This window comes from Kitasatospora sp. NPDC017646 (assembly GCF_044329365.1).
Classification (GTDB): Bacteria; Actinomycetota; Actinomycetes; order Streptomycetales; family Streptomycetaceae; genus Kitasatospora.
Genome location: NZ_JBIRJC010000006.1, coordinates 62,272 through 75,785 on the forward strand (window position 1 = coordinate 62,272; position 13,514 = coordinate 75,785).

The 13,514-nt window shown below is 71.8% G+C and carries 12 protein-coding genes; 2 read left to right on the forward strand and 10 right to left on the reverse strand.

Annotated elements, in window-relative coordinates; all coding sequences use genetic code 11:
- Nucleotides 1-14: 14 nt before the first annotated feature.
- Nucleotides 15-734, forward strand: coding sequence for a hypothetical protein (locus ACH4J0_RS12430; RefSeq protein WP_396239061.1), 720 nt, complete (start codon nucleotides 15-17; stop codon nucleotides 732-734).
- 126 nt (nucleotides 735-860) lie between these two features.
- Here the strand turns inward: ACH4J0_RS12430 and ACH4J0_RS12435 are convergent, their stop codons facing one another.
- From ACH4J0_RS12435 to ACH4J0_RS12445, 3 genes are all read right to left on the reverse strand, one after another.
- Nucleotides 861-1,535: a hypothetical protein gene (locus ACH4J0_RS12435; RefSeq protein WP_396239063.1), complete on the reverse strand. Its 675-nt coding sequence runs from the start codon at nucleotides 1,533-1,535 to the stop codon at nucleotides 861-863.
- A 100-nt stretch (nucleotides 1,536-1,635) separates the two neighbouring features.
- The gene (locus ACH4J0_RS12440) at nucleotides 1,636-2,334 is read right to left on the reverse strand and encodes a ribonuclease HII (RefSeq protein WP_396239065.1); all 699 of its coding nucleotides are present in this window, start codon (nucleotides 2,332-2,334) and stop codon (nucleotides 1,636-1,638) included.
- Nucleotides 2,335-2,553: 219 nt separating this feature from the next.
- Nucleotides 2,554-3,195, reverse strand: coding sequence for a TetR-like C-terminal domain-containing protein (locus tag ACH4J0_RS12445; protein WP_396239067.1), 642 nt, complete (start codon nucleotides 3,193-3,195; stop codon nucleotides 2,554-2,556).
- 445 nt (nucleotides 3,196-3,640) lie between these two features.
- Between ACH4J0_RS12445 and ACH4J0_RS12450 the strand changes: the two genes are divergently transcribed.
- A complete protein-coding gene (locus tag ACH4J0_RS12450; RefSeq protein ID WP_396239485.1) occupies nucleotides 3,641-5,191 on the forward strand; it encodes an MFS transporter in 1,551 nt (516 codons plus the stop codon).
- Between the two features lie 185 nt (nucleotides 5,192-5,376).
- Here the strand turns inward: ACH4J0_RS12450 and ACH4J0_RS12455 are convergent, their stop codons facing one another.
- The 7 genes from ACH4J0_RS12455 to ACH4J0_RS12485 form a co-directional block, all read right to left on the reverse strand.
- The gene (locus ACH4J0_RS12455) at nucleotides 5,377-6,906 is read right to left on the reverse strand and encodes a DUF4153 domain-containing protein (RefSeq protein ID WP_396239069.1); all 1,530 of its coding nucleotides are present in this window, start codon (nucleotides 6,904-6,906) and stop codon (nucleotides 5,377-5,379) included.
- A 384-nt stretch (nucleotides 6,907-7,290) separates the two neighbouring features.
- Complete coding sequence (locus tag ACH4J0_RS12460; protein WP_396239071.1) at nucleotides 7,291-8,181, reverse strand: carbohydrate ABC transporter permease; 891 nt, start codon at nucleotides 8,179-8,181, stop codon at nucleotides 7,291-7,293.
- Nucleotides 8,182-8,321: 140 nt separating this feature from the next.
- Nucleotides 8,322-9,344, reverse strand: a complete 1,023-nt coding sequence (locus ACH4J0_RS12465; protein ID WP_396239073.1) for a carbohydrate ABC transporter permease — start codon at nucleotides 9,342-9,344, stop codon at nucleotides 8,322-8,324.
- 140 nt (nucleotides 9,345-9,484) lie between these two features.
- Nucleotides 9,485-10,147 carry an O-methyltransferase gene (locus ACH4J0_RS12470; protein WP_396239075.1) on the reverse strand — a complete coding sequence of 221 codons (663 nt, stop codon included), beginning with the start codon at nucleotides 10,145-10,147 and terminating at the stop codon, nucleotides 9,485-9,487.
- 7 nt (nucleotides 10,148-10,154) lie between these two features.
- Nucleotides 10,155-10,970 carry a class I SAM-dependent methyltransferase gene (locus tag ACH4J0_RS12475; protein ID WP_396239077.1) on the reverse strand — a complete coding sequence of 272 codons (816 nt, stop codon included), beginning with the start codon at nucleotides 10,968-10,970 and terminating at the stop codon, nucleotides 10,155-10,157.
- Nucleotides 10,967-12,304 (reverse strand): LuxR C-terminal-related transcriptional regulator, encoded by a 1,338-nt coding sequence (locus ACH4J0_RS12480; RefSeq protein ID WP_396239079.1) that lies wholly within the window; start codon nucleotides 12,302-12,304, stop codon nucleotides 10,967-10,969. Before ACH4J0_RS12480 ends, ACH4J0_RS12475 begins: the two co-directional genes overlap by 4 nt.
- A gap of 396 nt (nucleotides 12,305-12,700) precedes the next feature.
- On the reverse strand, nucleotides 12,701-13,372 hold the full coding sequence (locus tag ACH4J0_RS12485) for an SDR family oxidoreductase (RefSeq protein ID WP_396239081.1): 672 nt from the start codon (nucleotides 13,370-13,372) through the stop codon (nucleotides 12,701-12,703).
- Between the last annotated feature and the right edge of the window lie 142 nt (nucleotides 13,373-13,514).

The window sequence follows — 13,514 nt, forward strand, 5'->3', positions numbered from 1 at the left end:
CAGGAAGGAGGATCGTGATCAACGGTATCGGCCGAGGTCAACATCCCCTCTCCGGGAGTCCGACGCCCAGACGGCTGCTGGACCTGGAGACCTGGACCGCCTCGGGGATCCCGTTGCTGCGCGATCCGCGCGAGTTCGTCGTGGAACTGCACCAGCGTCACCTGCCCCAGCCGGGCACGGTCGTGGTGGCGGTCCTGGACGCGCTCCACCACCTCGCAGCCTCGGCCTCGTTCACGCCCTGGCCACACGACACCGACGGCTGGCAGCACCGGAACGCCCTGCTGACGCACCTGCGCCGGGTCATCCCGCACGACCTGCGACTGCCCGCGCCGACCCGGACGGCCCTGCTGCTGCGCTGCCGCGACGGCGCACCCGGCTGGACGGAGCAGGACGGCGCCTGGATGTGGGCGCTGAGGGACGCGGCCGGACTGCACGGGCTGCGCTGCGGCTCGTACATCGGGCTCACCCCGGCGGGCTGGCAGATCCTCGGCGACGGACGAGGCGGACGCAATCCGCACGCGGGCTCATGGGCGGACGGGCCGGTGCACACCGTGACGGAACTGCCGCCGCGGTCGGCGCTCGACGACACCCCGCGCAGTCAGCGTGCCCGGCAGCGGGCGGCCGAACAGGCCAAGCGGGTCGACGCACCGTCGCACTCCCAGCAGTCCGAACCCACGTGGAACCCCGCGCGGGTCACGGCCGTCGAACCCGGCCGCCGCACCGGTACGCGCTGAGCGGCACGGGCAGCGGGAGAGCAGTACACGCGGGAACGGCCGGCGGAAGAGCGCACTGCGGACGGACTCCTGGCCCGGCGCCGTACGGCGCCGGGCCAGGAGGGAAGACGACTGCCAGCACTCGGGTCAGGCCTTGACCGGACGCTCCGGTGCGGCGGCGGCCGCCGCCGTGGCAGCCGGCCCGGCCTCCCCGCAGACCACCAGCAGCGCGGTCGCGCGGCCGAGCGCCCCGGTGTACGCCTCGGCGGCCCGGGCGGCCGAACCGCCGTTGACCACCAGGACGACCACCTCGCGGCGGATCGGCCGGGTCAGAGCGGCGTCGGCGTAGAACACGTCCCCGCCCTCGGTGAGCTGCGCCCAGTAGCGCTCCTCACCGAAGGACAGCTCGTGCTGCTGCCAGGGATGTGCCTCACCGACGGTCAGCACCAGGATGTCGCCCGGGTTGCGGCCCGAGTCCAACAGGCGGTCGACCGCGTCATCGGCGCGCTCCAGCGCCTGGGCCGGGGCGGCAGCGATGCACTGGACCTCGACCTGCGGGGTGGTGGGGGCCGGGCGGCGCGGTGCCGGACCGGGCTTGGGGATCAGGCGCGGCGGTCCCGGGCGGACGGCACGCGGCGGTGCCGGACGGGGCGCCGGACGCGGGCCGGGCACCGGGAGCGGTGCGGCGGCGGTGGGTGCGGTGGCAGGCGCGCCGCCGGTGGCAGGCGCATGGAGGGCTTGTGCGTCCGACTCGCGGGGGAAGGGAACGCCGGGGCCCGGGAGGCTCTCTTGAATCTCCGGCTCCTCGGGGAAGACAGGCATACCCGGATATCTATCAAATGCCGGTCGAACGCGCACGGGCACCCCACCCATTGGGCACCGGGCATCCCCATCCCCACCCCGGGCAATTCCAGACGGACTGTCAGAAACCGAGCGTCAACTGTTCGTCGGCGGATCCCTCACCCACGCCCACGCCGTCCCGACCGCGCTTCAGATGGCGCCACTTGGGCAGTGCGTCCAAGTACGCCCAGGAGAGCCGGTGGTGCTCCGTCGGGCCGAACTCCTCCAGCGCGGCGCGGTGCACCGGGGACGGATATCCGGCGTTCGCCGCGAAGCCGTACTCCGGGTAGGCCTCGCCCAATTCGGCCATCAGTCCGTCGCGGTGGACCTTGGCGAGCACCGAGGCGGCGGAGACGCAGATGCAGGACTGGTCGCCCTTGATCACGGTGCGCACCCGCCAGGGGCCGCCGAGGTAGTCGTGCTTGCCGTCCAGGATCACCGCGTCGGGCTCGACCGGCAGCGCCTCCAGCGCGCGGACGGCGGCCAGCCGCAGGGCTGCCGTCATGCCGAGCTCGTCGCACTCCTGCGGCGAGGCGTGACCGAGCGCGTACGCGGTGACCCAGCCGGCGAGCACCGGCGCGAGGGCCTCGCGGCGCAGCTCGGTGAGCAGCTTGGAGTCGGTGAGCCCCTGCGGCGCCCTGCGCAGGCCGGTGACGGCCGCACCGACGGTGACCGGTCCGGCCCAGGCGCCGCGGCCCACCTCGTCCAGCCCGACCACGACCTTGGCACCCGCCCGGCGCAGCGAGCGTTCGACGGAGTGCGTCGGCGGGACGATGGGCATCACGGACTCCGTTCGGCAAAGCAGCCCCGGCGGGCAGGACAGCCCGGTTCGGGCAAAGGCGGCCCGCTCCAGTGGGGCAGTCTCCAGCCTAAGCCCGCTCACGGACGCTCCCGGACGCCGCCCGCCGCCCGCCGCCCGGCCACTCTCGCCCCGGCCAGACCGCCCCTGGCCCGACCCCCCTGCTCGGCTACACCACGGCCACCGCTACAGCCACCACGGCTACGGCTGCGGCTGCCGGACCATCGGAACCAGCACGTCGTCCACCAGCCGGACCGCGAAATCGGGGGCCATTCCCCCGTCGAGGACCTTCACCTGGAACATCAGCATCGCCGGGACGACCTCGGCGACCAGTGGGGCGACCGCATCGGCCCGGACGTCGCCGCGCTCGACGCCGCGGCGGAGGATGTCCAGGACGCTGTCCTTGGTCGGCCCGATCACCCGCCGCACGATGAAGTCCTTGCACACCTCGGCCTGTTGCTGGGAAAGCTCGGCCATCAGCGCGTGGAGGGCGGCGCCCGCGCGGGAGCAGATCGCATCCGTGAACAGCTCGATGAGCTGCAGCAACTCGGCCCGGGCGGACCCGAGATCGGGGACCCCGTGAGGGCGTGGCAGAGTGGAGTCCAGGGCGTCGATGACGAGTTCGACCTTGGACGCCCAGCGCCGGTAGAGCGCGGCCTTCCCGGTCCGCGCCGCAGCGGCGACGCCTTCCATCGTCAGTCGCGCGTAACCGCCGGAGGTGAGCTGGTCGAGCGCGGCTTCGAAGATCGCGTTCTCCAACTCCTTCCCCCGACGCCGCACCGGTCGCGCCAGCGCCTCCCGGGCGGCCCGCACCACACAGTGCGGCTCGGGTTTCGCCGTCACGGCGCAGTCCACAGGCGCGCTGGACGCCACCGGCACCCCGGACACCGCGGTCAACCCGGGCGCCCCCGGCTCCACCAGCTCCACCGGCTCCACCGGCGCCGGTCCCGAGACGGGCCCCGCTCCCGGTCCCGGGACAGGCGGACTCACGTCCTCCGCAGGTCCGGCGGCTGCCCGACCGGACGTCCGGTCCGCCGACAGGCGCCGCATCAACCGATCCATCGCCAGCTCCTTAAGGAACGCTTGCGTTCACTATCAAGCCCAGGATATCGTCCAGATTAGTGAACGGCACCGTTCCTTCCTAGGCTGCGCCATCGCGCAGCAGCACGTTCGGGCCAGCGGATCCGCGGCAGACCCGAGCACTCGAAGCACCAGAAGCGCCGAGCACCCGAAGCATCCGAGCGCCAAGCACCCAAGCACGTAGCCAGCAGGGGGCACATTCGTGGCTATCTCCGACACACTCAGCAAGAACTCACCACCGAAGGACGGCCAGAGCCGGGGGAAGGGCATCACCCTGGCCGTCATCGCGGCCACCCAGCTCATGGTGGTGCTCGACGCGACCATCGTGAACATCGCGCTGCCGCACATCAAGGACGCGCTGAACTTCTCCACCACCGACCTGTCGTGGGTCATCAACGCCTACACGCTGACCTTCGGCGGACTGCTGCTGCTCGGCGGACGGGCCGGCGACATCCTCGGCCGCCGCCGGGTGTTCATCTTCGGCACCCTGCTGTTCGGCCTGGCCTCCCTCCTGGGCGGCTTCGCCCAGGACAGCACGCTTCTGCTGGCCGCCCGCGCACTCCAGGGCATCGGCGGCGCGATCTGTTCGCCGACCGCCTTCGCCCTGATCGCCACCAACTTCGAGGAAGGACCGGAACGCAACAAGGCGTTCGGCGTCTTCTCGGCGGTGGCCGGTTCGGGTGCCGCGATCGGCCTGCTGGCCGGTGGCCTGCTCACCGAGTACCTCGACTGGCGCTGGGTGTTCTTCGTCAACGTGCCGATCGCCGTGCTGATCGCGATCGCCGCACCGCGCTACATCGCCGAGTCCGAGCGCCACCCGGGACGCTTCGACCTGCCCGGCGCCTTCACCTCGACGCTCGGCCTGGTCGGCCTGGTCTACGGCTTCATCCGGGCCGCCAACCCGGACTACGGCTGGTCGGACGGCCTGACGATCGGCTCCTTCGTCGGCGGCGCGATCCTGCTGGGCGCGTTCTTCGTGATCGAGCGGCGCACCGCCCAGCCGATCACCCCGCTGCACCTGTTCGCCAACCGCAACCGCACCGGCGGCCTGGTGATGATGCTCTGCCTGGCCGCGGCCATGTTCGGCATCTTCTTCTACGTCGTCCTGTTCGTGCAGGGACCGCTCGGGTACAGCCCGCTCAAGGCGGGTGTCTCGTTCCTGCCGATCAGCGTGTCGATCATCATCGCCGCACAGATCGCGTCGAGCCTGCAAGCCAAGTACGGCCCGAAGCCGTTCATGGCGGGCGGCGCGCTGCTGGTCACCGTCGGCCTCACCTGGCTGACCCAGATCCACAAGGACAGCGGCTACCTGGACGGCGTGCTCGCCCCCACGGTGATCTTCGGCTTCGGCATGGGCCTGATCTTCGTCCCGGTGATGCTGCTCTCTGTGGCGGGGGTGCCGGGCGAGGAGACCGGTGCCGCCTCCGGCCTGCTCAACTCGATGCAGCAGATCGGTGGTTCGCTCGGCCTCTCGATCCTGACCACGGTCTTCGCGCACTACGCCGTGCCCGAGTTCAAGGCGCAGGTACCCACGTTCCTGCACACGGCCTCACCGGACCAGCTGGCCTACTTCCACGCCAAGAGCGACTTCCCGCCGGGTTCCGACGCCGCCAACTCGGTGCTCGCCCAGGGGATTTCGCACGGATTCATCGTCGGCGCGGCGCTCGCCGGGGTCGCGCTGCTGGTCGCGGTGTTCGCGATCAAGGCGAAGCCCGGCGACCTGCCGAGCGGCGACAGCGCCGGCATCGCGGTGCACTGACCCCGGCCCACGCCGGAATCGCCACGGGCCGGCCGGGAGCAGCACGCTCCCGGCCGGCCCGACCGCTTCCCATCACGCCCTCGCCACACCCCCGACCACGCCCTCGCCACACCCCCCGGCCACGCCCTCGCCAGCCCCCTGCCAGTGCTACCGCCAGCCCCCGCCGCCCCCGACCAGTGCTACCGCTACCAGAGACCCCCGGACACCAACCCGGCCTGCTCGCAGGCGCCCCGCCCCAGCACCGGCCCCTCCACCGGCGGCCGCCCGACCAGGACTCCGCGGGCCCGGGGGACCGAGGCGCCGACCGCGTACCAGGGGCGGACGTCCCGGTCCAGGTCGCGCCGGATCAGCTGCAGCGCACAGGTCCGCTGCGGCTCGGGCAGCCGGTCCAGGGCGGGCACCGCGTCCGCCGACAGTTCGCGGACATTGCGCAGATCGATCTGGTGCGAGCGCTCGTACCGGGCCACGTTCTGCTGTGCGACGATCGCGTCCGGCCCCATCAGCCCGTACACCGCGACGGTGAGCATGCCGCTCAGGACGGCGGCGCGCGGCAGCCAGCCGGTGCCGCGGGTGAGCCCGGCGGTGATCAGCAGCAGGAAGACGACACCCAGCCAGATCTCGACCACCAGCACCCACAGCCGCAGCCGGGTGAGCCCGGAGGCGTCCACGTAGAACCACATCCGGCCGAGTGCCGAGGCGACCACCGCCAGCGCGAGCAGGCAGAGCAGCCCGAGCAGGATCCGCGTCAGCCGGCGGTCGGCCGGGGTGGTGCGCGGGGCCCAGCGCTTGGCGACGGCCACCACGACCAGGGTCAGCGCGGTGATCACGCTCAGCTGCCAGAAGCCCTGCCGGGCGTATGCGGAGCGGCTCATGCCGGTGTTGCTGAGCACGGCGTCCGCACCGCCGAGCACCACCACCGCCTGGATCACCGCGAAGGCGCCGAACATCAGGTTGAGCGCGACCAGGGGCAGCGCCCACTCCAGCCGCCGGCGCTCCCGCCCCGGGCGGACCGCCATCCGGTCCCAGCGGCGCGGACCGGCCGCGATGTGTGCGAAGCCCAGCGCGGTGAGCGTCCCGAGCACGAACAGCAGCCCGCGCAGGGGCAGCTGGTGGACGTCGATGCTGGGGCTCAGGCCGGTCAGCAGATCCGCCATGGCGGCGTCGGCACTGGCGAACAGCAGACCGAAGACGGTCAGCAGGACGGCGGCGACCGCGAGCGCCTTGAGCACCGGGACGATCCGACCGCGTCCGGGCAGCGGCCGCCCCTCCATGGCGTCCCAGACCCAGCCCACGCCCGGCACCAGCTGCCAGAGCACGGCGGGCAGCGCGAGCAGCACGCCCGACCAGCGGCGGCCGCCGTGCAGGGCGAGCGAGGCCAGGCCCAGCGCGCAGCCGGAGGCCAGCAGCGCGGGCCAGCCCGCGTCCCAGCAGGCCGGGACGGCGAGCAGGGCGAGGGCCAGCAGGCTCCAGACGACCGTCCAGGGCCGGATCCGACGACCGGCCGCACGGGCGACGAAACCGGCGACGACGGCTGCGGCGGCACCGCAGATCAACAGGTTGGCGCCCACTCCGTCGTACAGCAGCCAGGCCGTCAGCAGGCCGTTGAGCAGCGCGAACAGGAGGACCCGGGGCGTGGCCGCCGCCCGCCGCTCGGGGTTGGTGGCGTGCCACCGGTCTCCGATGGCCGGCCCGGATACTCCGGACGCTCCAGACATTCCAGATGCTCCGGACGCTCCGGATGAGCCGCGCGGCTCGTACGGTCCGCGCGGGGCGGCCGACGCGTGCGGCGACGCGGACCGGTCCGCCGACGCGTACGGCGCATACGGGTCCGCGGACGCGTATGCGCCGTACGCGTCCCCCGACCCCTGCGGGTCGGACGTGGGCTGCGGATCGGTCGGGGCAGGCGTGGACGGGCCTGTCATCAGTCCCCCTCGATGGTCGACGGGCAGGCGGAAGCCGCCCTTCGGGCGGTCCGCGGGCGGGCGCGTCAACGCCTTCGCCGCTGCAGACTGTAGACCATTCTGAACAAGTTCAAAACCTGCTTCTGAACATGTTCAGGAGACCCTGACCGCCGGAGCTTCCCTCCACGACCGCCCGGACTACCCCTTCACCGATCCGGCCAGCAGCCCCCGGACGAAGTACCGCTGCAGACTGAAGAAGACGATCAGTGGCACGATGATCGACAGGAACGCCCCGGCCGTGAGCAGCTCCCAGCGCCCGCCGAGCGAGCCCGACAGCTGGGCCAGTCGGACCGTCATCGGCGCCACCTCCGGCGTGCCGCCGGCGAAGGTGAGGGCGACCAGCAGGTCGTTCCAGACCCACAGGAACTGGAAGATCGCGAAGGAGGCCAGCGCCGGTGCGCACAGCGGCAGCACGATCGAGCGGAAGATCTTGAAGTGCGAGGCGCCGTCGACCACCGCGGCCTCCATCAGGTCGCGCGGCAGCTGGGCGATGAAGTTGTGCAGCAGGAACACGGCCAGCGGCATCGCGAACATGGTGTGCGCCAGCCAGACCGGCGCGTAGCTGCCCTTCAGGTCCACCGCCGGGATCAGCGTCAACGAGCCCAGGTGCGCGCCGCTGGAGAACAGCCGCAGCAACGGGATCAGCGCCATCTGGAGCGGCACCACCTGGAGCGCGAACACCGTGAAGAACACCACGTCGCTCCCCCGGAACCGCACCCAGGCCAGCGCGTACGCCGCCATCGCCGCGAGGACCAGCGGGAAGAGGGTGGCCGGGATGCTGATCGCCAGCGAGTTCACCAGGAAGGGCATCAGCCCGGTGGAGCCGCCGGAGCCACCCTCGAACAGCACCGCGTGGTAGTTGCCGAGGCCGAAGTCCGGGTGGAGCAGGGCGTTCCACCAGCCGTCGGCGGTCACGTCCTGCTTGGGGCGCAGTGAGGTCACCAGCAGGCCGAGGGTCGGGATCGTCCAGAGCACCGTCATAGCGATCACGAACGCCGAGGCCAGGGGGCTGCTGAAGGACTTCCTCACCGGACTCCGGTGAGGGCCGGTCCCCCCGTCACCCACCGCGCCCCGAACACCCACCGCACTTCGACCACTCGCCGCGCCTCCCTCACCCACCACACTTCGACCACTCGCCGCGCCTCCCTCACCCACCGCGCTTCGATCGCTCACCGCACCTCACGCTCCCTCCGCAGCTGGATGATGTTGTAGGCCACCAGCGGCAGCACCGCGAGGAACAGCAGCACCGCGAGGGCGCCGCCCCGCCCGTCGTCGAACTGCACGAAGGACTGCGAGTACATCTCGTTGGCCAGCACCTGGGTGCCGAAGTTGCCGCCGGTCATGGTGCGGACGATGTCGAAGGCCTTCAGGGTGATGATCATGACGGTGGTCAGCACGACCATCACCGTGGTGCGGATCATCGGCACGGTGACGTGCCAGAACAGCCGCACCCCGGTCGCGCCGTCCAGCCGGGCCGCCTCCACCACCTCGTCCGGGATCGCCTTGATCGCCGCCGAGAGCACCACCATCGCGAACCCGGTCTGCACCCACACCATCACGGCCATCAGCAGGAAGGTGTTCAGCGGCTGGGTGAGGAGCCAGTTCGGCGGGTCCGACCAACCCGCCGCGTGGGCGAGTTGGCTGAGCAGGCCGATCTGCGGCTGGCCCTTCCCGCGCGCCTCGTAGACGAACTTGAAGATGATCGAGGCGCCGACCAGTGAGATCGCCATCGGCATGAAGATCAGTGACTTGTACACGGCCTGGCCGCGCATCCGGTCCACCAGCAGCGCCAGCACCAGGCCGAGGCCGGTCGCCGCCAGCGGCGCGACCACCAGCCACAGCAGGGTGTTGACCAGCACCTTCTGCACCGAGTCTGTGGTGAAGGCCCAGCCGAAGTTCTCGCCGCCGACGAACTCGCTGCCGTCCGCGTTGTGCAGGCTCAGGTAGACGGTGCGGATCAGCGGCGCCACCAGGCCGACCAGCAGCAGCAGCACGGCCGGGCCGAGGAAGACCAGCACGGCCAGCGGCCGGGCCAGGCGGCCCCGGGCCCGGCCTGCCACCAGGAAGACCACCAGCAGGATGCCGAGGAAGCCCGCGATCGCGCCGATGCTGTTGCCGAACTTGACCGCCGCGTCACCCCAGGCGCCGACGGCCAGGGGGCCGGCGGCCGGCGGGGAGCCGGATACGGACATGGCTGCACGTCCCTTCGGGTCCGGTGGGAGGGGGGCGGGGGGGGGGGGGGGGGGGGGGGGGCCCCCCCCCCCCCCCCGCGGGGGGGGGGGGGCGCCCCCCCCCCCCCCCCCCCCCCGCCCGACCGGCTATGCCCGGGGGTCTACTTCTTCCGGGCGAGGGTGATCCCGTCGGCCATCGTGAGCATCGAGACCTCCACGCGCGGATCGTCGCGCAGCGAGGCGTTGAGCGCCCGGACCGCGGTGGTGTCCGGGTCCTGGCTGTCCGGGTCGACCACGCGGCCGAAGAAGAGCGTGTTGTCGATGACGATCAGCCCTCCCACCCGCGTGAGGTCGAGCGCGGCCTCGTAGTAGGTCCCGTAGTTGGCCTTGTCCGCGTCGATGAACACGAGGTCGAAGCTCTCGCCGCCGCGCTCGTCGGCGAGGGCGGCGAGGGTCTTCGTGGCGTCACCGATGCGGGCGTCGATGCGGTCGGCGACCCCTGCGCGCTTCCAGTAGTCGGCGCCGATCGCCGGCCACCGCTCGTTGACGTCGAGGGTGACGACCGTGCCGCCCGCCGGCAGCGCCCGCGCCATGCACAGGGTGCTGTAGCCGGTGAAGGTGCCGATCTCCAGCACCGACGTGGCACCGCACAGGCCGACGAGGAGCGCCAGCAGCTGACCCTCCTCGGCCATGAGCTGCATGGCCGTTCCGGCCGGCAGCCCCGCGGTCTCCTCGCGCAGTTCGGTCAGGATCGGGTCCTCCCGCAGGGAGACGGCGCGGACGTACTCGCGGATCTCCGGTGTCGCCTCGATCTGATCTGCCATGCCGGGCTCACTTCCTCGCGACGCAGGCGAAGGACAGCGGGATCGGGTCGCCCTGGATCCGCCAGTTGTGGTCGCCGTCCGGCACCATCAGGGGCAGGCGCTGGCGCGCGTCGTAGGGGACCTCGCGGACGCGCTCGATGGTCAGGCCGGCGTCTATGAGCGAGTTCAGCACCTCCTCGATGGTCCAGCGCCAGCCGTAGATGGAATGCGTCTCGACCTCGACCTCGTCCTCGATCCGGTCGGCGTAGGTCGCGGACATCTCGTGGTGCACGTCCCGGGACTGGAACAGCGAGCGGGCCACCCGCAGTTCCCCGTCGACGTCGCCGAAGAGGGTGAGGATCGGGTGGATCTCGACGATGGTGAGGGTGCCGCCCGGCTTGACGTACTGCGCCGCGATCTTGGCCCAGCCGGCGATGTCGGGCAGGAAGGAGAGGGTGCCGTACCCGGTGAAGACCATGTCGAACTGGCCGTCGAGCACCTTCGGCAGGTCGTAGAGGTTCGCCTGGACGAAGTTCGCGTCGAGGTCGAGCTCGGTGGCGAGGCCGCGGGCGATGTCGATCGCGTCGTCCGCGATGTCGGTGCCGGTCACCTTGGCGCCCATGCGGGCGAGCGAGAGGGAGTTGACGCCGATGTGGCACTGGAGTTCGAGCAGGGACTTGCCGCGGACGTCGCCGAGCTCCTCCTGCTCCAGCCGGCGCAGCATGTTGTGCCCCTGCTTGAACCTCTCCACGTCGTAGTAGGAGGACTGCATATGCGCTCGTGCTCGCAGGTTGAAGCCTTCTCGGTTGGCCGAGATCTTGTCGAGGTCGCTCATGGAGGTCATCGCTGTTTCCCTTCGGCGTGGATGGGTGGGTGTGGACGGCCGCCGACGACCAGCGGCGCCAGGTCGCGGCGGCCGGTCACCCCGAGCTTCTGGTAGGCGCGGCCGAGGTAGTTGTCGACGGTGCGGGCGGACAGTCCCAGCCGGTGTCCGATGGCGGGGCTGGTGAGTCCGTTGGCGGCCAGCAGCGCCACGTCCCGCTCGCGGCTGGTGAGTTCGACCAGCGGGGCGGTGAGCTGCAGCAGCGGGGTCGTCGCGTTGGGGCACGCGATGGTGCTGGGGCAGACGCGGGTGTGCCGTACGGCGGCCGCGGCGGTGGCGGTCTCCGCGGCGAGCAGGTCCATCCCGAGTTCGGTGAACTTCGCCGTGGCGACGTCCAGGGCGCCGGGATCGGAGCGGGCCAACGCGGCCGCGGCGCCGGCCATGGTCGGTACGACCGGTCCCGGTACCAGGTCGGCGAGCGCGGCCAGGCGGTGCCGTACGGCGTTGGGGTTGCCGAGACGGGCCACGTCGTAGCTCGCCGTGGCTTCGACCGCGTACTGGCCCAGGGCCATGGCGATGTCGGCCGCGGCGAGTGCCTGCCGGGCGGCGAGCGTGGTGTCCCCGCCGGCCGCCGTGGTCCAGGCCTGGCTCAGGGTCAACCACGGGACGAACAGGCGGCTCTCGGGTTCCTGGTCGGCGAGCCGCCGGGTCTGCTGGTTGCCGGCCTGATCGCCGAACACGGCGAGTTCGGCCAGCCGCGGCGCCACCATGAGGCACGAGTTGCCGCCGTCGAACAGGAGTGAAGCGGCCTCCGCGTCGGCGATGGCGGTGGCCACGTTGGCGACCTGGCCGCGCAGTGCCAGCCAGCCGCCGGCCACCGCGGTGTTCCCGGCGGCCACCTCGTCCCGGTACCCGTTCTCGGCTATCCGGCAGGCGTGGCGCACCTGGCCGGCCATCAGCAGCGCGAAGCAGTGCGCGTAGCCGATCTCGGCGAACCAGGGCTGGCCCGGGCCGGGCCGGTCGGGCGCCGCCGAGGCCTGGTCGAACCGGCCGGCCGGGCTGGCCGCGACGACCACGGTGGTCACCGCCGACCGGATCGCGCCGTCGGGCACCTGCCAGCCGCGCAAGCCCTTGCGGCCCGAGGCCGTTGCCGCGTGGGTGGGGCCGTCCAGTAGCAGCAGGCCGGCCCAGGGTGTCTCGGCCGCCGCACTGCCGGCGTCCTCCAGCCTCCGGTGCGCGGCCTGGACATCGTTTGCCGCCCAGTGCGGGATGGTCGCCGCGGTCACCGCCCAGTGGGTGCACCGCGCTGCCGGGGCGGCGCCCGAGGGCTGGCGGTGCGGTGGGTCGGCGGCCACCACGGAAGGTAATCGGCGTCCGGCCGATGAGCTCGCCAGAGCCGTGCCGACGGTGTTCCCGCCGGCGATCACGACGCCGGCTCGCGCCGCCGGTCTTGTCTTTGCACATGACTGCACAACAAAGTAACCCCCCTGTGTCGAAAAAAAGAGATCCTTCGTGCCGAGCCCACCGTCCGGAACCGGACAGTGTGTGCGTGAACGACGCCGTACCCGCCCGATTGTTCGGGCGGAGTCTGTGACGTCATCATTCGTGACGGCGTCCCGAATCGGTCTCCCGAGTTCCGCAGCCGACCCGGGACGCCGGAAATCACGACCGGTATTCGCGGATTCCCCATGGCGCGGCCCGGAATCCCCACTGATTCCCGGAGCACACGGCCGTGATCCGCGGGACGGGTCCTAGATGTCGACGGCCTTTTCGATGGGGGTCCCGCCGCCGACCACGATGTAGATGCGGCCGGCGGTCTCGGGCCGGTCGATGAGTGCCACGAGCACGGCGGCGACGTCCTGCCGGGCGACCTGGTCGAACCTGGCGTGCTTGGGCCCGACCCTGGTGCCGACGGTGAGTTCGACGGTGCCCTCGCCGTTCCCGTCGGTGAGCACGCCGGGCCGCAGCACCGTCCAGTCGAGCTCGGTCCTGGCGAAGATGTGCTGTTCCGCGGCGCGCTTGGCCCGCAGGTAGATGGCGTACCCCTCGCCGATGCCGCGGTCGTCGGCGCAGCCCACGTTGATGGAGCTGACGTGCAGGAACCGTCGCACACCGGCCTGTTGCGCCGCGTCCATGACGAGCACGACGGCCCCCCGGTCCACCTTGTCCCGGCGCGCGGAGGTGGCGCTGTTGCCCGAGCCGGCGGAGAAGACGACGGCGTCCGCGCCGACCATGGTCGCGGCCACCTCGTCCACCGTCGCGCGCTCGAGATCGAGCACGACGGCCTCTGCGCCCGCCGCCCTGACGTCGTCGACGTGGCGGGGGTTGCGCACGATGCCCACGACGGATTCGCCACGGTTGGCGAGGAGCCGGGTTAACCGCAGGGCGATCTTGCCGTGGCCGCCGGCGATGACAATCTTCATTCGATACCCTTTTTCCGGATTCGGTGCTTCGGGTTTCCCCGGATTCGGTGCTGCGGGCATGTGGTGCCGTCCCGCCAAGCCTGCGCCGTGCCGAATGATCAGTGCCGGCGACGTTGCCCAGGCCGGTCATTGACGTACAGGT